At 64.8% G+C, this 18,580-nt stretch carries 14 protein-coding genes; 5 read left to right on the forward strand and 9 right to left on the reverse strand.

The window, feature by feature from the left end:
• Positions 1-42: 42 nt before the first annotated feature.
• Entirely contained in the window at positions 43-1,398 is a 1,356-nt protein-coding gene (locus ACNSN4_RS14045; protein ID WP_418286471.1) for an MmgE/PrpD family protein, read from the reverse strand.
• 145 nt (positions 1,399-1,543) lie between these two features.
• Between ACNSN4_RS14045 and ACNSN4_RS14050 the strand changes: the two genes are divergently transcribed.
• Positions 1,544-2,998: an MmgE/PrpD family protein gene (locus tag ACNSN4_RS14050; protein ID WP_418286472.1), complete on the forward strand. Its 1,455-nt coding sequence runs from the start codon at positions 1,544-1,546 to the stop codon at positions 2,996-2,998.
• A gap of 47 nt (positions 2,999-3,045) precedes the next feature.
• Here the strand turns inward: ACNSN4_RS14050 and ACNSN4_RS14055 are convergent, their stop codons facing one another.
• Positions 3,046-4,398: an MmgE/PrpD family protein gene (locus ACNSN4_RS14055; protein ID WP_418286473.1), complete on the reverse strand. Its 1,353-nt coding sequence runs from the start codon at positions 4,396-4,398 to the stop codon at positions 3,046-3,048.
• A gap of 196 nt (positions 4,399-4,594) precedes the next feature.
• Here ACNSN4_RS14055 and ACNSN4_RS14060 point away from each other — a divergent pair, with 196 nt between their 5' ends.
• Together ACNSN4_RS14060 and ACNSN4_RS14065 are read left to right on the forward strand one after the other, a co-directional pair.
• Positions 4,595-5,992, forward strand: coding sequence for an MmgE/PrpD family protein (locus ACNSN4_RS14060; RefSeq protein ID WP_418286474.1), 1,398 nt, complete (start codon positions 4,595-4,597; stop codon positions 5,990-5,992).
• 173 nt (positions 5,993-6,165) lie between these two features.
• The gene (locus tag ACNSN4_RS14065; protein ID WP_418286475.1) at positions 6,166-7,359 is read left to right on the forward strand and encodes a type 2 periplasmic-binding domain-containing protein; all 1,194 of its coding nucleotides are present in this window, start codon (positions 6,166-6,168) and stop codon (positions 7,357-7,359) included.
• 60 nt (positions 7,360-7,419) lie between these two features.
• On the opposite strand, the gene ACNSN4_RS14070 is transcribed toward ACNSN4_RS14065, so the two are convergent.
• Both ACNSN4_RS14070 and ACNSN4_RS14075 read right to left on the reverse strand, forming a co-directional pair.
• Positions 7,420-8,244 carry an SDR family NAD(P)-dependent oxidoreductase gene (locus tag ACNSN4_RS14070; protein WP_418286476.1) on the reverse strand — a complete coding sequence of 275 codons (825 nt, stop codon included), beginning with the start codon at positions 8,242-8,244 and terminating at the stop codon, positions 7,420-7,422.
• Positions 8,245-8,310: 66 nt separating this feature from the next.
• A complete protein-coding gene (locus ACNSN4_RS14075; protein WP_418286477.1) occupies positions 8,311-9,327 on the reverse strand; it encodes an aldo/keto reductase in 1,017 nt (338 codons plus the stop codon).
• Between the two features lie 249 nt (positions 9,328-9,576).
• Here ACNSN4_RS14075 and ACNSN4_RS14080 point away from each other — a divergent pair, with 249 nt between their 5' ends.
• Positions 9,577-11,142 carry a tripartite tricarboxylate transporter permease gene (locus tag ACNSN4_RS14080; RefSeq protein WP_418286478.1) on the forward strand — a complete coding sequence of 522 codons (1,566 nt, stop codon included), beginning with the start codon at positions 9,577-9,579 and terminating at the stop codon, positions 11,140-11,142.
• Between the two features lie 655 nt (positions 11,143-11,797).
• Here the strand turns inward: ACNSN4_RS14080 and ACNSN4_RS14085 are convergent.
• Positions 11,798-12,325: a tripartite tricarboxylate transporter TctB family protein gene (locus ACNSN4_RS14085; RefSeq protein WP_418286479.1), complete on the reverse strand. Its 528-nt coding sequence runs from the start codon at positions 12,323-12,325 to the stop codon at positions 11,798-11,800.
• A gap of 151 nt (positions 12,326-12,476) precedes the next feature.
• Complete coding sequence (locus ACNSN4_RS14090; protein WP_418286480.1) at positions 12,477-13,847, reverse strand: MmgE/PrpD family protein; 1,371 nt, start codon at positions 13,845-13,847, stop codon at positions 12,477-12,479.
• A 94-nt stretch (positions 13,848-13,941) separates the two neighbouring features.
• Between ACNSN4_RS14090 and ACNSN4_RS14095 the strand changes: the two genes are divergently transcribed.
• Positions 13,942-15,336 (forward strand): MmgE/PrpD family protein, encoded by a 1,395-nt coding sequence (locus tag ACNSN4_RS14095; RefSeq protein WP_418286481.1) that lies wholly within the window; start codon positions 13,942-13,944, stop codon positions 15,334-15,336.
• A 4-nt stretch (positions 15,337-15,340) separates the two neighbouring features.
• Here the strand turns inward: ACNSN4_RS14095 and ACNSN4_RS14100 are convergent, their stop codons facing one another.
• The 3 genes from ACNSN4_RS14100 to ACNSN4_RS14110 form a co-directional block, all read right to left on the reverse strand.
• Positions 15,341-16,471, reverse strand: coding sequence for an acyl-CoA dehydrogenase family protein (locus tag ACNSN4_RS14100; RefSeq protein WP_418286482.1), 1,131 nt, complete (start codon positions 16,469-16,471; stop codon positions 15,341-15,343).
• A 138-nt stretch (positions 16,472-16,609) separates the two neighbouring features.
• Positions 16,610-17,059 carry a universal stress protein gene (locus ACNSN4_RS14105; RefSeq protein ID WP_418286483.1) on the reverse strand — a complete coding sequence of 150 codons (450 nt, stop codon included), beginning with the start codon at positions 17,057-17,059 and terminating at the stop codon, positions 16,610-16,612.
• Between the two features lie 137 nt (positions 17,060-17,196).
• Positions 17,197-18,567, reverse strand: coding sequence for an MmgE/PrpD family protein (locus ACNSN4_RS14110; protein ID WP_418286484.1), 1,371 nt, complete (start codon positions 18,565-18,567; stop codon positions 17,197-17,199).
• Between the last annotated feature and the right edge of the window lie 13 nt (positions 18,568-18,580).

An 18,580-nucleotide genomic window follows, 5' to 3' on the forward strand; every position in this document is an offset into this window, starting at 1 on the left:
ACCGCGAGGAGGAAACGGGACCGGTAGAAGCCGTCGAGCGTCTCAGAGGGCCGCCGTCAGGTCGCTCGCGTCGTAGTCTTCGAGGTTCTTCACGATCTCGATGATCTCGTTGCGGCGCTCCTCGCCGTACACGTCCTTGGAGATGCCGTGGAACTTCTCCTCTAATCGTTCCCACGACATGGGGGTGTGGGGGTGGCCCTCGAAGGACGTCTTCTCGATGCGATGTTCGCTGTCGTCTGCCGTTGTCACGGTGATGTTGTACGGCTGTTTACCGGTGTCGAACAGCTCGCTGAGTTCCGGGTCCTCTTCAATGGTGACCGTCTGCATGAGCGCCTGCACGTCGTCGCTCACGATCCGGTCAGGTTCGTACTGCTCTTTCATCAACTGGCCGTCGAGAGCCGCCGCCGCCAGCGTGTACGGGATGCTGTGGTCCGCCTGCTCGCGGTTCTTCGGCAGGTGGCGGTCCCCCTCGCCGCCGCCCATCACGTGTTTCGCGCTCTCGTAGGTCTCCAAGTGGATGCGCTCGATCGCGTCGACGTCGATGTCGTCGCGCTCGATCACTTCGAGCAGCCCCTCGATGGCGGTCTGCGCGTGCGTCCCCGCCATGTACTTTTTCATCATCACCTGCGTGACGCGCTCGCCGGGCGTGAACTCCACTTGGAAGTCTCGCCCCTGCACGATCTCTTTCCATCCCTTCTGCCCCTCGAACGCGTCGGTCGGCCCCTCCATCCCGTTCTTCGCCAACATCGCGGTGTACACCGCATTACGGGCGAGGTTGGCCGAGGCTATCCCCTTCCACATGGAAATCTCTCCCGTACGCGTCACGCGGAGCGGGTTCGACGCCGCCGTGGCGATCCCGATCGCGTTACGGATCTGCTCGTAGTCGAGTCCGAGAAGCTTGCTCGCGGCCGCAGCCGAGCCGAACGTCACCTGGATGTGGTCCCAGCCGATGTCTCGTCCGGGAGCCTTCGCCGCCATCTCGCCGTGCGCCTCGTAGGCGAGCGCGACGCCCGTGATGAGGTCCTCGCCCGACCTGTCGGCGTACTCCGCGGTCGCGACCGCCGCCCCGACGTTATCGCTCGGGTGCGGCGTCTCGCCGGGAAGGAGGATCGCGTCCATGTAGTCGAGGTACCGGATCAACGACGTGTTGAGCATCGTCGCCTCGGGCGGCGACGCCGATTCGGCTCCGTCGGCACCCCAGACACTGCAGGCGCCGCCCTCTGGATCGAGCTCGGAGACCGTCTCGCGGACGATCTCGACCGGCTCCGCGCCGACCGAGCCGAGCGCGATACCGAGCGAGTCGAGGATCCGCTTTTTCGTTCCATCGACGACCTCCGCCGAGAGGTCGTCGTACGTCGTTCCCGTGATGAACTCCGCGAAGTCGTCAGTAGTGGTCATCGTCGTTCGAACGTTCTCCGGTCACGGATTTATACCTTTACACGGCGGCCAATGCGAGTCGTGACGCCGATATCGACGATCGGAATCGGACGACCGTGCGATCGAGAGGAAGCTTCTCATAGGGGCGCGTGTACGCTTAGGTACGATGCCGCCCACAATCGCTCGTCAGTTCGCGGAGTACTGCGCGTCGCTGTCGCTGTCGGACATGGACGCCGCCGACGTCGACTACACCAAGAAACTCCTCTTCGATACCCTCGGTACCACGGTCGGCGGGTACGAGTGGAGCGACTCGGCGGCCGTGATGGTCGAGACCGGCCGGGCCCTCGGCGGAGGCGACGGTGACGCCGGAGTCGCGACGGACGACACAGGACGAGCCGGGGGAGACGGGACGGCGACGGTGTTGGCGACCGGAGAGCGGCTCGATGCCGGCGCCGCGGCGCTCGCGAACGGCGCGCTCTCACACAGTCTCGACTACGACAACCGACACTCGCCCGGCAGCCTCCACATCGGATCGTCCGTCGTCTCGGCGGCGCTCGCGGCCGCCGACTCCGCCGACGCCGACGGACGCACGCTTCTCGAGGGGATCGTCGCCGGCTACGACGTCGCTGCGCGGTTGGGTATGGCGTGTAACCCGCGGAGCTCACACGAGCGAGGATTTCACCCCACCGGGACCTGTGGAACGTTCGCGGCGACCGCGGCCGCCGGCGTCGTCGTCGGGCTCAGTGTCGACCAGTTCGTCGCCGCGTTCGGCGTCAACGGAAGCCAGGCGGGCGCCAGCTATCAGTGCAGTCGCACGGGCGGCTGGAACAAGCGGATCCACCCGGGACTCGCGGCCCGCCGGGCGTTCGCCGCGCTCGCCTTCGCGGAGAACGGCTTCCGAGGTCCCCCGGACCCGATCGAGGGCGAACTCGGGTTCCTGCAGGCGTACGCGGACCGTCCCCGGCCCGAGCGCGCGACGACCGACCTCGGCGAGGTGTACGAGGCGGCCCGTACGAAAGTGAAACCGTACCCGGTTGGAACGTTCGCGCACGTCCCCATCGCGCTGTTGACCGACCTCGTCGCGGAGGGGGAAGTCGATCCGTCGACCGTCGAGGAGGTCGTCGTGGAGCTACCGACCTCCGGCGCCGCCATGTTCGCCCGCGAGGCGGACGCGTCGCACCCGACCACCTCCGCTGACGCGCAGTTCGATATGCCGTTTTCGGTCGCCCTTGCGCTCACCGCCGGTGAGGTCGGGCTCACTGCGTTCGACGCCGCGATCGCCGACGAGTACCCCGGAGAGTTCGGTCGGCTGATGGACGCCACTCGAACGATCGGAAGCGAGGAACTGGAGGCGTACCTCCCCGAACTGTACCCGGGACGGGTCACCGTTCGGACCGCCTCGGGGACCGTCGAGCGTTTCCGCGACTGGGTCGCCGGCGAGCCCGACCACCCGATGTCGTGGGCCGACCTGTCTGAGAAGTTCGCCGACCTCACCCCGCGGTTCGACGAGGCGGGGCGAGCCGCTGTCGCCGATGCGGTACGGACAGTGGAAGATCGCTCCGCTCGAGAGCTTATTGCGGTGATCAGCTCTGCCGGGGAGTCGCGGTCGGATACGAAGTAGTTGTTCCGTCGGTCAGACCCGTCCGTGAGCCCGGCCGTGATCGGCGTTTAGGCGCTGACAGCGTCGATGAGGCGGTCGAGTTCGCCGTCGTCATCGAGATGCTGGATGGCATCGTACACGACGTCCGCCTCCTCGTCGGTGATCACGTCGCGGGTGCATTCGTCGAACTTCGCGCGGATCCGCTCTTCGGAGAGGGGGTTCGACGGGTGACCCGGCGCGTGCGTCATCTCGGTGGAATACTCCTCGCTGTCGACGGTTTCAACGGTGACGCGGGCGGCGTAGTTGGCGTAGTCGCCCCCGAACAGGTTCGGCTTGAAATCGCGCTCTATCTTTGCGGTCTGCTCGCGCGTCTCCGGTGCGGTGACGTACTCGTCAGTGAACTCGTGGACGCCGGGGTCGCGCTCCCGGAGTACCGAGGCGAGACAGAACTCGATAGAGAACTTCGCCTCTAAGCCGGTCGAGGGATTCTCGTGGTGTAGCATTTTCGAGGCGGCGTCATCGAGCGACACGACGACGCGCTCGACGTCGTCGGGACCGAGGTCGTGTTCGACGAGCAGCTCGCGGAACGCGTCCATCGCCGCGTGCGTGATAACGCCGGACGGGTACGGCTTGTAGCCGATATCCATTACGGCCCACGTCTCGCCGAGGTCGTCGGTCAGTTCGTCCGGGTCGTAGGACCCGTCCGGGGTCATCACGTGGCCGTATCCGAGTTCCCCGTCGAACACGTCCGAATCTGCGGTGAACCCCTCGTCCGCAAGTAGCGCCGCCCGGAGCCCCATCTGGGCGGCGTGCCCGGAGTGAAGCGGCTTCGTCATCGTCCCGAAGTTCTTTTTCAGCGCCGACGAGGCCGACGCCGCGATGCCGAACGTGTTCCGAACCCCTTCGACGTCCATCCCGAGCACCGAGGCGGCGGCGGCGGCGGCGCCAAACGTGCCGACCGTTCCCGTGCTGTGCCAGCCGTTATCGTAGTGCGACGGGTACGTGCTGTGGCCCGTCCGGTAGGCCACGTCGACGCCGACGAGGTAGCCTCGGAGGACGTCCTCGCCCGTCGCACCGACTGATTCGGCGGCCGCGAGCGTCGCGCTGAACACCGGTGACGTCGGGTGGATCACGATCGATTCGAACGTGTCGTCGTAGTCAACGGCGTGCCCGTACGTCGCGTTAGCGAGCGCGGCACCGGTGGCGCTGGCGCGTCCCCGAGCGAGCATCGTCGCCGCGTCGCCCGCCGAGTCGGCCTCGACGAACGCCGTGATCCGATCGCCGACATCGTGGTGTGAGCCGTACAGCGCGACGCCGACGAGATCCGTGATCGCCTCCTTCGCTTTCTGTTGTGGCGGCTCCGGTACGTCGGAGAGTTCCGTCTCAGCGACAAACGCAGCTAATGCTTCGGTTGCACCCATACGAAAGAGGACCTATCCTGCAAAAATAAAGATATCGGTCGTATCAACGGTACGTCGTTCAGTTTTCACAGTCTCATTCGTTCAGGATTTTCACAGTCTCATTCGTTCAGGAAGTTGTTCGCGGTCGAACGCGCCGGTTTCGGACCGGCGAACGCACCGCGCATAATTATAAGCAGTCGCTGAGACAGTGACAGACATGGAGTTCACAAGCGACACGATCGCGGATTATGCGCTAGCGCTGTCCGAAGACGACTTGTCTGCGGAGGCGGTCGACGCGGCGAAGCGGCTTACACTCGACTCGCTCGGGTGCTGTCTCGGAGCGTACACGAGCCCGCCGAGCAAGCACCTCCGGGCGTTGTACGGGTCGGTGGGGAGTACGGACGGGGGCTCAGGCGATAGAGCGGCTGCGACGGTGTTCGGTGCGGGAACGACCACTCGGCCCGAGTATGCGGCGCTCATTAACGGAACGATGGTCCGGTACCTCGATTACAACGACGCGTTCGTCAGCGAGGGACGTGCGTGTCATCCGAGTGACCACATTCCCGCGCTCGTTTCCGTTGCGGAGGCGGAGGGTGCGACCGGAGAGGAACTCCTCGAAGCGATCGTCGTCGCGTACGAGATCGAAGGCGCCGGCCTCGACACCGGCGCGACCTGGGAGCACGGGTACGATTACGTCACGTGGGGGGCGTTCTCGACGGTTGCAGCCGCGGGGCGGCTGATGGGACTCGATCGATCGGAACTCGTGAACGCGCTCGGAATCGCCGGCGCGTCGAACCTCACGCTCAGCGTCGCCCGCAAGGGTGCGGTGAGCATGTGGAAGGGCGTTGCTCACCCGTACGTCAGTCACAACGCGGTCCAGGCCTGCCAGCTGGCCCGAGAAGGAATGACGGGTCCAGAGCGCGTGTTTGAGGGGCCCGGCGGGTTCTTCGAGGTCGCTGCCGACCGCGAGCTGACCGTCGACGAGCTCGGCGGCCGCGACGGGGCGGCGTACCGCATCACGCGTGCACACGTGAAGCCGTTCCCGTGCGGATATTACATGCAGCCGATGATCACCGGGGTCCGCGATCTCGTCGCCGAACACGATATCGGCCCGGACGCGATCGAGGCGATCGAAATCGAGACGTTCGAGCAGGCGGCGACGATCCTCGGCGGCGAAGAGAAGTGGTCGACGGATCTCACGCGCGAGAGCGCGGACCACAGCATCCCGTACACCGCCGCGCTCGCCGTCGTCCACGGCGACGTGACGCCCGAACACTACGGTCGGGCGTACCGCACGGACCCCGAACTCCACCGGCTGATGCAGCTCGTGAGCGTCACGGAGAGCGAAGAGATGAACGCGGCCGCACGCGCGGAACCGAACTCGACCCCGTCGATCGTTCGGATACGGACGCCGGACGCGACCCGCGACCGCCGAGTCGACTACGCACCGGGTCACGCGGAGAACCCGCTCCCGCGCGAGGAACTGGTCGCCAAGTTCCGGAGCATGGCCGACCCGTTGCTGACGGAAGCCGCGATGGACGAGGTGATCGCCTTCTGTGACGACTTACCGGAGCGCTCCGACGTCGGCTCGCTCGTGGAGGCACTGCAGGTCTGACGCGTTACCGCGTTTCGGCAGGGAGTCGTCCCGAACCTGGTTGAGATCCACGAACACGAAAAATCCGACTATTTCTGAATAAATATATGCCTCTTTGCGGGTGTTCTGTTGCGTGAGCGGGGGTTCACCACAACCCTTATATAATCATCTTTCCAGTTATAGCATGTTGTAACATGACACATGACAGAAGGCGGTTTGTCCAGGGTCTAGCAGCAGCAGGGCTGCTCGGACTGGCCGGGTGTGCGGGGGACGGAGACGAGAACGGTGACGGAAACGGTGACGGAGACGGGGGCGGCAACGGCGGCAACGGTGACAACGGCGACGACGATGTTCCGTGGCCGCCGAACCGCGAACTGGTCGATGTGATGGTCGACACCGACCCCGGAGGACTGATCGACGTGCAGGCGCGAACGTGGCTCCAGTACGTCGAGCCGGAGTGGCCGGGTGACGTAGGTTCGACGGTCACCAACCGACCGCAGGCGAACGGGATCATCCTGTTCAACGAGCTGATGGACGCCGCCACAGACGGCGGGGTCATGGGTGGCGGACGCGTCAACTCCATCGTTACGAATCAGATCGGCGCCGAACAGGCCAACTTCGAGATCCGGGATATGGAGCCGCTCGTCGGCTTCTCGACCGACACTCGCGCGCTGCAGTTCAACCCGCGCACCACCCCGGTTGAGGATCACTTCGAGATGACCTGGACGGACTTCCAGGAGCTTGCGGAAGAACAGACGCTGGTGTTCCCGTACGCAAACGCGGCCCAGTTGGTGTTCGCACAGTACACCCGTGAGAACGACCCGGTCCTCAACGAGGACAACTGGCAGTTCGTGGAGGTCGACGGTGGGAGCGAGGCCCGCGCCGCCATGGAGCGCGGCGACCTCGACGGCTACTTCGGCTCGTACGTGTCGAACTACTCCGCGCGGAACGACGCGTACTTCACGCAATTCGTGTTCGCGAACCCGGAGAGCGCGTTCTACGAGGGGATCGCAGACACGCTCCCCGAGATCGCGCCGACCGTCGACGACCCCGTAGAGAAGACGCTACGGAACAACCCGCAGGGGATCATCCTCAACGCGGAGAACTACCCGGAGGAGGCGGCCCGCACCGCAATAACGCTGGTCGAAGACACGCTGATGCTGTTCCTCCCGCCCGACACCCACCCGGGAGTCATCGATATTCACGAGGAAGCGTGGGGTGCGGCGGCCGAATCCGACGAACTGGCGTCCGCCATTGCCGAAGCGTTCGCCCCGGAGGACCACAACCCCATCGTGGGCGATCCCGTTCGCGAGATCGTGGACCAGAAGATTCAGGCCTTCCTCGACAACGAGGAGATCCGAGAACTCATCGAGCGCGAAGTGTTCTAACGGGCTCGCACTCGACGGTCCGTTTTTACTTTTGAAAAGTCGTACTCCCGACGCGACGCGTTAGACGCCGCCGGTATCGATGTTTTCGAGGTCGATACAGGTGTTGAGCCCGCCGTCGACCTTCCACACCTCGGCGGTGACGAACGACGCCTGCTCGGAGGCGACGAACCGAACCACGTTCGCGATCTCCTCGGACTGACCGCGGCGTCGGAGCGGGGTCGCCTGCTCAATCTTCCGGAAGTCGGCGAGCTCGGCGTCGGTCTTCTCCGCCACGTTCTGCGTGTCCGCGATCTTCCGCCCCGGAACGACGCTGTTCACGCGGATTCCGTCGGGGCCCAGCTCTGAGGCGAGCGTCTTCGTCAGCCCGATGATCCCCGTTTTCGTTACGGACGCGTGCGCCTTGCCGCGACGGCCCTGTAGCGCCATCAATCCGAGGATGTTGACGATCGAGCCGCCGCCCTGCTCTCGCATGTCCGCCGCCGCCTCTTGCGAGGCGACGAACACTGACCGGAGGTTCACGTCCTGCACGTGTTGGTACTCCTCCAGCGTGATCGCTTCGAACGGCTTCGAGTTCCGTATCGCCGCGTTGTTGACGAGGACATCGATCGGCCCGAACGTCTCGCGCACGTGCTCGAACACGTCGCGGATCTCTTCGGGTTTGCCGAGGTCGCCGAGCGCGACCGTCGCACCGCCTCCCGCGGCCTCGACAGCCGCGGCGGTCTCCTCACATCCCTCGCTGTCGCTCCGAGCGGTGACGCCGACGTTGGCGCCGCACTCGCCGAGCGCGACCGCGATTGCTCGCCCCATGTTCCTGCTCGATCCTGTCACGAGCGCCGTTTTTCCTTCGAGATCGGGATACACCGGTGGTTCGTTATTGGTACTCATACCCACGTGGATGGTGTCGCCAGCGAGGACAAATAGGTATCGCCTCCGGCGACCGGGGCGGACGGGCTATTCCGACGTCGCTTCCCGCGGTGCCGCGATCCGAGCCAATTGGTCGCTATCGAGCCGAACATCGGAGACACCGGCGTTCTCAGCGAGCTGTGCGGGTGTCCGCGCTCCGATGATCGGGACCACCGTCTCGAACCGCTCCTGTTGGATCAGCCAGCGAAGCGCAACTTGCGCGGGCGGGACGTCCAGTTCGTCGGCCACGGCTACCACCGCGTCGTGGACCTCCCACGCGACGTCCGAGACGTACTTCCGACTGAAATCGTCCGACGCGATGACGCCGCGAGAGCCCGCTGGCCAGTTCCCCTCTCGGTCGTACTTCCCGGTCAAGAACCCGCCGGCGAGTGGCGAGTACGGACAGACTGCGAGGGCTTGATCGGCACAGACGTCGAGGTACGGATCGAGGTCAAACCCCTCGTAGCGTTTCATATTGTTGTACGTCGCGTCGAACGGCGGCTGTGCCACCTCGAATCGTTCGAGCCCGTAGCGTGCGCTTTCTCCGAGTGCTTTCATCAGCTGCCAGGCCGCCATCGTGGATGCTCCGAGGTGGTGGACGCGCCCCTCACGAACGAGGGTATCCAGGGTCCGAAGCGTCTCGGTGATGGGCGTCGTCTCGTCCCAGCGGTGAATGTAGTAGAGGTCGAGATAGTCGGTACCGAGGCGGTCGAGCGTCCCTTCAATCTGCCTGCGGATGTGTTTACGGCCCAGTCCACGGTCGTTCGGACCGGGTTCGCCGCGCCCGTTGAAGGGATAACAGACCTTCGAGGCGATCACGAAGTCGTCGCGGTCTCGCTCAGCTATCCACTCCCCGAGGTACCGTTCCGCGGTCCCGTTCACGTCCCCGTAGAGGTCAGCCGTGTCGATGAAATTGATCCCTTCCCCGTGGGCGGCGTCCAGCAGCTCGTGTGCCTCTTCGCGACCGGTTTCGATGACACCACTGCTTTCTCTTCCGAATCGCCACGTCCCGAAACACAGTTGCGATACCTTCAGCCCGGTTTGTCCAAGCGATACGTATTCCATGGATTTCTTGATTGGTATCTGTTAACGATACACTATTGAAGCTACCGGTAGCGTGGCTTATCAGGCTGGTGGCCGGTGAGTCAGCCACTACGATGATTCCAGGTGAGTCAGCCACTACGATGATTCCAGGTGAGTAAGCCACTACGGTGATTCCACTTGAGCGACCTCGATCTGTCGGACTCGGTTTCGTAGGTATCAGCCGTGAGCGGTAGGGATAATTATAAATGACACCGGTCGCTCCTACACTCTATGGGGGACGTACTCATAGGGCATGATGTGGCAACCATCCTACTTATCGATGGATTGTCGGGGCACTTCTCGTGGCTCTGGGACAATCTGAGCCAAGCACTCGCGATAGTCGCGCGAAATTGGATGTTTATTCTCATCGGCGTGGTTGCTGGGATGATCATCGGAACGATACCCGGAATGGGTGGTGTGGTCGTTCTCACCATTCTACTCCCGTTCACGCTCGGACTCGACCAATTTCAGGCGTTCACGCTGTTGAGCGCGGGTATCGGCGCGACCACGTTCTCCGGGTCGATCACGGCAATACTGATAAACACGCCGGGGTCCGCCAGCAACGCGGCGACCCTCATCGACGGCTACCCGCTCACACAGAAGGGCGAGTCGGTGACCGCGATCACCGTCTCCTCAATCTCCTCGGCGACCGGTGCCATCCTCGCGTCGGTGATCTTCATCCTCGCGCTCCCGCTGATGATCAATCTCGTCCTCCTGTTCGGTCCCGGGCAGATCGCGTGGATCATCCTCTGGGCGTTGATAATCATCCCGTTCATCGTCGCCGACCGTCCCCTGTACGGGGTGCTGACGGCCGCTATCGGTGCGATGGTCGCGTTCGTCGGGCTCGCACCACAGACTGCGGAGCCGCGATACACGCTCGGGCAGCTCATCCTGTACGACGGCGTCGAACTCGTTGCGATGCTCATCGGGCTGTTCGCGCTCGCCGAGATCGTCCGGATCTCCTCGCTCGACCGCAACACCATCGTCGACTTCGAACGGATCGAGATGGACGGCAGCATCGCGAAGGGCGTCCAAGTGATGCTTGAACACAAGTGGCTCTGGTTTAAGAGCTCCATCATCGGACTCGTTGTCGGCGCGATTCCCGGTGCCGGCGGCTCTGCCGCGGCGTTCATCTCCTACGCGCAGGCCGCACAGTCCTCGAAGCACCCCGAGGAGTTCGGGAAGGGGTCCTACGAAGGGATCATCGCCCCCGAGTCCGCCAACGACGCGAAGGACGGCGGACAGCTGTTCCCGACGCTCGGGCTCGGTGTCCCCGGCAGCGGTACGATGGCCATCTTCCTCGGCGCGATGCTGATGCACGGCGTGTTCCCCGGACCGAGCGTCCTGACCCAGGAGACGCACCTCGTGCTCGTCATCGCTATCGCGCTGGTTATGTCGAACATCCTCACGTCGATCATCGGACTGCTGGCCGCTGAGCAGCTCACCGCCGTTCTCAAAGTCCCGATCCCGCTGCTGCTCACCGCAATCACGGTGCTGGCGCTGACCGCGGTGTTCATCGTGCGAGGCTCGGCGCTCGACGTCCTGATTGCGATCCTGTTCGCCGTGATCGGCGTGATCCTCATCTACCTGAAGATCAGCCGAGTGCCGTTCCTCATCGCGTTCATCCTCGCGAGCATCCTCGAGCACAACTACCACCTCGCGATGCGGTTCAACAGCGGCTCGGCTACGTTGGCGTTCTTCAGCGGAACGACGAACCTCGTGTTGATCGCGTTCTTCGCCGTGTCGATGCTGATGTTCTTCCTCCCGGGTGGAAAGATTCTCGACCGCTTCATGTAGTCGAAGCGGCCGATCGCCGTCCGACGACCTCCGCCGTTACCCCATTGATCCGTTCCGTTTCGGCCTGATTCCGAGCCCGCTCTTCTCTCCGCTTCTCCTTTCTACCTATCACGACCGGGGGGCTTCCGTCTGCTGGCCTCGACCCTCTACTCGTTGTTCTCCGGACGGCGACCGCTGTCACCGCCTCCTGTGACCACCCCGCCCCGCACCGCTCTCCGTCACACCTCTGTACCAACGACGAACAGCGGAGAATCGACCGTCGGCTCAGACCTCTCCAACGGCCTCACCGTCCGACACGGTCCGCGATCCCTGTCTGCCGATGAATCGTCTCGGAGCGTGGACGACGGTGTGGTGTTGCGGCGGTGTGGCGATACAGCGGTGCGGTGTTGCGGTGGTGTGACGGTGTGGCGATACAGCGGTGCGGTGTTGCGGTGGTGTTGACGGTGTGGCGGTGTCGCAGGCGTGCGCGGGCTCGTGCCCGGAGCGCGACGCGCGAACAGAAAGAGCGGAGGGAACCGAATGAAGGGCCGTGGCGGAGCGAACGGAGCGCACAGAAGCGCCACGTGTAGCGGAGTGAGACGGACGGCGGGCGCGAGAACGGTTGATATCCGGCGCGGGTTCGTTCGATGACGGAAGCCGAGTCGCGCGCGTCCGGTCAGGGGAGGAAGCCGAGCCGGAAGATGGCGGAGACGTTGAGCAGTTCAACGAACAGCACGTACAGGATACCCAGTACGCCGACGTTCCAGATCGCGACGTACGCGAGCCGGCGCTTCAGCGGCGACGTCTCCTTGACGAGAATGTAGGCGGTGATGAAGACGACTGTCGACGTGAAGAAGCCGACGTAGAGCATCCCAAGGACGTACACGGAGATGATAACGAGCTCTTTGCCGACGCCAACGAGATCGATATCGAACATCGCCTCCTCGTCTTCCGCTTCGTCACCGATATCCAACCACTTCTCTCGCTCCGCCAAGCCGAGCGTGCTCCGAATGCGGTCGCCGAACAGCTTCAAGGCGAGAATAGACGCGAGTGACGCGATCATGATCGTGAGGATCACCCACGGAACCGCCGCGGAGTCCGGACGAGTGAGCGACGCAGTCGCGTACACGAAGTACGCCGTAAGGACGATCACCCCACCGAGAAACAGGAAGTCGGGTCGTTCTTTTTCGAGCATATCGAGCATGGGTAGTGGTATCAGGGAACGACTAATAAGCGTACCGCTACCGCAAGTGGCTCGAACGCGTTCAGCACACGCGGATTCCGCGCGCCGTGCGTGAGCGGCGCGCGCTGTGGTGATGGGGCAGATAACCGCGTGTTGGGACGGTGCCGGCGGCTCATATTACGAGCGCGTCGAGCAGGGTGTCGACCGTTTCGAGGCGATGGACGTTCCGAGAGCGCTCGATAGCGTCGTCGACGGCTTCGTCTCCGAGCAGTCCGTCACAGAGGGACCGGAACTTCTCGTCGAACTGCGCGTCGCTCATCGGGCGCTCGGCGTGCCCGAGGGGAGCGTCGACACGGGCGGTGTACTCGGCCCCGTCGACGCCGATCGTGACGCGGGCCGGGATGTGCTTCGGATTCGATTCGCGATGGGCGGTGAGCGCCGGATCGGCGTCGACGGTCACCGTCTCCATCGCCCGGTGAATCGCCGGATCACGGAGTCGATCGGTCGCGTACTGCCGCGGCGTCACCTCGCCGTCGACGAGCGCGGCGGCGACGGTGTACGGAATGCTGTGGTCGGCCGTCTCGCGGTTCTGGGTCGTGCTCCACTTGTCAGGAGTGGCGAGGACGGTCGCCGCGTGATCGAACGTGTCGACGTGGATCGACTCGACGTCTGTGGGATCGAACGCGTACTCCGCGCGCAGTTCCAAGACGGCCGTGACCGCCGAGTGGATGTAATAGCCGCACGCGTAGTACTTGATTCCCGTCTCCATGATTCGGTATCCGTCGCCAGCGGGAGGATCGCCGAACGTCAGCTCGTTCGGTGACACCACCTCGCGGAAGCCGAACGTTCCATCGAACACCTCTGCGGGGCCCGTCATCCCGGCGCGTGCCATCTGGCACGCCTGGATCGCGTTGTGCGTGACGTACGGGTGTGCGACCCCCTTCCACATCGAGACGCTGTCCCGCCGACCGACGTATAGCGGCGCGTTCGCAGTCCCGGCGATCCCGATCGCATTCACCAGGTCGTCCCCGTCGAGTCCCATCAGCTTCCCGACCGCGGCCGCACTGGAGTACGCGCCCCACGCCACGTAGTCGAACCCCTGTGCGCGGACCGGTGCCTGATCCATCCCGAGACACTGTACCTCGTAGGCCGTGACGACCGCCTCGACAAGCTCCGCCCCGGTCGCGCCCTCCGCCTCTGCGACGGCCATCAGCGCGAGCACGTGGTCACTCGGATGACACGCGCCGTCCGGACCCATGTAACAGTCGTTGTAGTCGAGGTATCGTGCCATCGTGGCGTTGATCAGCGCCGCGTACTCGACGGGGACCGTTCGATCCGTCCCGGCGATCCGCGCGGGGTCTCCGCCCGAGTGAGCGGCGTACTCCTCGCGAAGCGCCTTCGCCGGCGGGCTGGTGAATCCCCCGATTGCACAGCCGACCGTGTCGAGAACGACCTCCGCGGTTCGGTCGACCACGTCGTCGTCGAGCTCCGCGAACGAGATATCTGCAACGTACGCCGCGAGGCGCTGACTCGTTGAATCCATGCTTCTCCGTCTAACCGTGAGTGCATAAATGGTAACCTGCCGGAACCCCGGCGATCGGCGTGGATTTAACTCGGGCCGACGCGTCGGAGCGGCTATGAGTAATGGAGACGACACGGAACCGACTGCACGGCTCGCTCGGTTCGTCTCGGCGGTGGACTGCGGTGATCTCGATGAACCGGTTCTCGACGCGACCAGAAAGGCCCTCGTGGACACCGTCGGTGCGTGCTACGCCGGAGTGACGACTGATGCGGGCTCTCGGATGCTTGCGTACTCGGACACCTTCGACGGCGACGCGTCGACGGTCATCGGGCGCGACCAGCGAACGATCCCTCACATCGCGGCGCTCGCGAACGGCACGACCGCGCACGCGCTCGATGTCGACGACGGCCATCGTGGCGCCTCGGCGCACCCCGGGAGCCCGGTGATCCCTGCTGCGCTCGCGCTCGCGGAACCGCACGGCGCCGACGGTCGGCAACTCCTGACGGCAGTTGTCGCCGGGTACGAGGCGGTGGTCGCGACCGCGGTCGCGGTGCAGCCCTCCCACCGCGAGCGGGGGTTTCACGCCACCGCGACAGCGGGCTGTTTCGGCGCCGCGGCCGCGGCGAGCCGTGTGCTCGAGCTCGACGAGACCGAGACAGCGCACGCGCTCGGACTCGCAGGGACGCAAGCCGGCGGGCTCTTCGAGTTCCTCGCGAAGGGGTCGATGTCCAAACGCTTCCACCCCGGCCGCGCCGCGATGGCGGGCGTGATGGCCGCCGAGCTGGCGGCGACGGGCTTCGACGGACCGGATACGATCCTCGGCGGCGAGGACGGCTTCCTCGACGCGTTCGCTGACGCTCACGACCGAACGCCGTTCGAGCGACTCGGCGACCCGTTCGCGGTCACCGAGTCGTACCTGAAGCCGTACCCCTGCTGTCGACACATTCACGGCCCCATCGACGCTGTGCTCGCGATGCGGGAGGAAGGGATGACCCCGGACGATGTCGCATCGATCCGCGTCGAGACGTACGGGCTGGCCGCCCGCCACGACAACGCGTCGATCGACAACCTGCTCGACGCGCAGATGAGCCTCCCCTTCGGCGTCGCTGTCGCACTCGCGACGGGCGACGCGTCGCTCGATAGGTTCGACCCCGAGAACGCGGCCGACGACGACGTTTCGCGGCTGCTCGACTGCGTCACCGTCGCGGAGACGAGCGCGATGAACGATCTGTATCCGGAGACCCGGCCAGCGACCGTCATCGTCGAGACGACCGCCGGTGAGCGGTTGGAACGGCTGGTGACGCACCCGCGCGGCGCCGCGGAATCGCCGCTGTCGACGGAAGCGGTCGAAGAGAAGTTCCGCGACCTCTCCAAGGAGGTGCTCGAACCGGAACAGCGCGAGTCGGTACTCGACGCGCTGTGGGACGTGGACGCGTGTCCGGACGTGTCGGCGCTCGGCTCGGCGCTGGGCGGTCGCGGCGACACCGTCGTCGACGTCGGCGACGAATAGCCCGTCAGTCCAGCCCGTGTTTCCGGAGCTGCTCGGCGATGGTGTCGCGCTGGATCTCGACGGTGCCGCCCGCGATGCTCCAGCCGCGGACCCAGCGGTACAGGTACTCGATCGGGCTCTCCTTGCTGTAGCCCATCGCACCGTGGATCTGGAGCGCTTCGTCGACGGCGAACTCCCCGGCCTCGTTCGCGGCCACCTTCGCCATCGACGTCTCCAGCCGCGACGGGGAGCCGTCGACCGCGTTCGACGCGGCCCGGTATATCAGGAGCCGAGCCGATTCCAGCCGTGTCGCCATCTCCGCGAACTTCCACCCGATCCCTTGAAACTCGCCGATCGGCTGCCCGAACTGCTCGCGTGTCGCCGCGTGCTCACGCGCCTTGTCAAACGCGTTCAGCCCGCAAGCGACGCACATCATCGCGTTGTGACACCGTTCGACGTTGAACTCGATCAGCAGCTGTTTGAACGACTCGCCGCCGCCGTACACCAACACGTTCTCTTCTGGCACCTCGCAGTCGTCGAACACCAGCTCGTACTGGTCGTGACCCGCCATGTTCTCGGAGGCAGTGCCGAGCGAGAACCCCGGTGCGTCCTTCTCGACCACGACCGCACCGACGTTGCCGTCGTCGAACCGGGCGTACACGAGGAACGCGCCGGCGACGTCCGCTTTCGTCACCCACAGCTTCCGACCGTTGATCGTCACGGTGTCGCCGTCGACGGACGCCGAAGTGGTCATCGCGCCCGCGTCCGACCCGGCCTCGGCCTCGGAGATGGCGACCGACATGACGAGGTCGCCCGTACAGACCCGCGGGAGAAACCGCTCTTTCAACGAGTCGCTTCCCAGCGCACCGATGGCTCGCGGCGCGCCCATCGACGACCGCGAGAGGACGTGTGCGGTGTCGGGACAGATCCGACCGACCGCCTCTTGGGCGAGCAGCACCTCGACGACCGAGCCGCCGCCGCCGCCGTACTCGGTCGGGAGCGCGATACCGAGTAGCCCCTGCTCGGCGAGCGTCTGGACGTTCTCGCGAGGAAACTCGTCCTCCCACGTGAACGCGTCCGCCGCGAACTCGTTCTCGGCGAGCTGCTCGGCCGCGCGCTGGATCAGTCGCTCTTCCGCGGTGGGTTGAAAGTCCATACCACACTCATCGAGGGTGTCGACATATAGCTTGCCAAGCTGGCAGATCGGTCGAGCATCCGAAGATCGCAGCGGGCAGCTGTCTGGCGGGAAGCTGTCGGGCGGACGCGCACGCATCCATTCGGCCGACGTTCGAGGCTACGAATCCGCCATCGTCACGACGACCGGACAGCTGGCGCTCAAAAGCACCTGCTGGGACGTACTGCCGAACAAGACTTTTCCAGTGGGTGACTTCTTCCGCGGGCCGACGACGATGTATCGGGCGTCTTGGCTGTCGGCGTACTCGATGATCCGCGAAACGGCGTCGCCGACCAGCCCGACGTACTCGACGTCGACGGGGAATTCGTCGGCGTTCGCGGCCTCGCTCGACGCTTTCTCCGCGAGTTCCGCAGCGTGCGTGCGGATGCGGTCCATATCGATGGCTCGCCCGCTTTTGTTCACCTCAGTGCGCTCTAACTCCAGGAACTCCGACTTGCTCAGGACGTGGACGACGTGGACCGTGTCGTCGAACGCGTCCGCGATCTTCACGGCCTCGGAGACCGCTTTTTTTGCGCGCTCGGATCGGTCTACGGCTGCAATAACGACCATATCGTGTGAAATGTTCTCGCCTCGTCTTAGTCGTTCCCCCTCATTTCCGCCCTCTGTGTGGGTTCGCGTGTCCCGAGCCGTCCACAGATTCCTCGACCGGGGGTGTACGTCGACCAGCGTCTCCTTGACCGGGGGCGTTACGTAACGACCAGCGTCTCGACCAGCTCGCGCGCGTCGTGGTTCTCCATGTTCCGGACGGTCTCGACGATTCGGGCCTGCTGATCGTCGTCGTACACCCCGTCCGCGAGGAGTGCGAACTTCTCCGTGAGCTGCTCCCACGACATCGGCGTCTCGGGGTGTCCCTCGAAGTACGGCTGTTCGATCTCGTAGGTCTCACCGTCGGTCGTCTCCAACCGGATCACGGCGGGCATCTCGCCCGCCTCGTACCGCTCGGTGAGTTCGGGGTCCTCGTGGATGTGAATCCGTTTGAGGAGGTCTTGGACGTCGTCCGCGCGGATGCGGTCGAGCTCGTACTGATCGTCGCCGAGTTCGCCGTCGAGCGCGAGCGCGGCCATCGTGTACGGGAGGCTGTGGTCCGCCTGCTCGCGATTCGCCACGTTATGGCGATTCCCCGACTCGCCCTCCTTTCCGGTTCCGCCCATGATGACCTTCGCGCGCTTGTAGGTGTCCACGTCGATACGCGCTATCTCGTCACCGGCGATTCCCTCGCGGTCGAGCAGCTCTTCTAATCCGTCGAGCTGCGTCTGGGCGACGGTTCCCGCCATGTACTTCTTCGTCATCGTCTCGGTCACTGCCTCACACGCCGTGTACTCGACGTCGAACTCCCCGGCGACGATCTCTTTCCATCCCTTCTGGCCTTCGAACACGTCCACGGGGCCCTCCATCCCGTTGTTCGCGAGCATCACGGAGTAGACCGCGTTTCGCCCGGCGTTCGACGCCGAGAGTCCCTTCCACATCGTGATATCGCCCGTGCGAGTCACGCGAAGCGCGTTGTGGCCGGCGCCCGCGATCCCGATCGCGTTCGCGAGCTCCCACTCGTCGAGGTCGAACAGCGTCCCCGCGCCCGCGGCCGACGCGAAGCAGACGTAGGTCCCGTGGTCCCAGCCGCGGTCCATGAGCGGCGCGTGCTTGCCCAGCTGGTAATGGATCTCGTAGGCGATTCCGATCGCCGTCAGCAGTTCCTCGCCGGAGGAGTCCGTGTACTCCGCCGCGACGACCGCGGGCGCAACGTTGTTACTCGGGTGGGGTACCTCTCCCGAGAGGAGGTACGCGTCCATAAAGTCGAGATACCGAACCATCCCGCCGTTGAGTGCGGTCGCGAGCGGCGGGGAGGTTCGCTCGTCGGAGCCCCAGACGCTCGTCGAACCGTCGTGTGCGAGCTCGTCGACCGTCTCGCGCAGGATCTCGACCGGCTCGGCACCGACCGCGCCGGCAGCGATCGCGATCGAGTCGAGCAGCCGCTTTTTGGTGCCGTCGACGACCGCCGCCGAAAGGTCCTCGAACGATGTCTCTACCGAAAACTCCGCCATCTCTGTTGCCGTCGTCATGACGTACGCACTC

The sequence above is a fragment of the Halorubrum marinum genome (assembly GCF_048381195.1).
In the GTDB taxonomy this organism is placed as follows: Archaea; Halobacteriota; Halobacteria; order Halobacteriales; family Haloferacaceae; genus Halorubrum.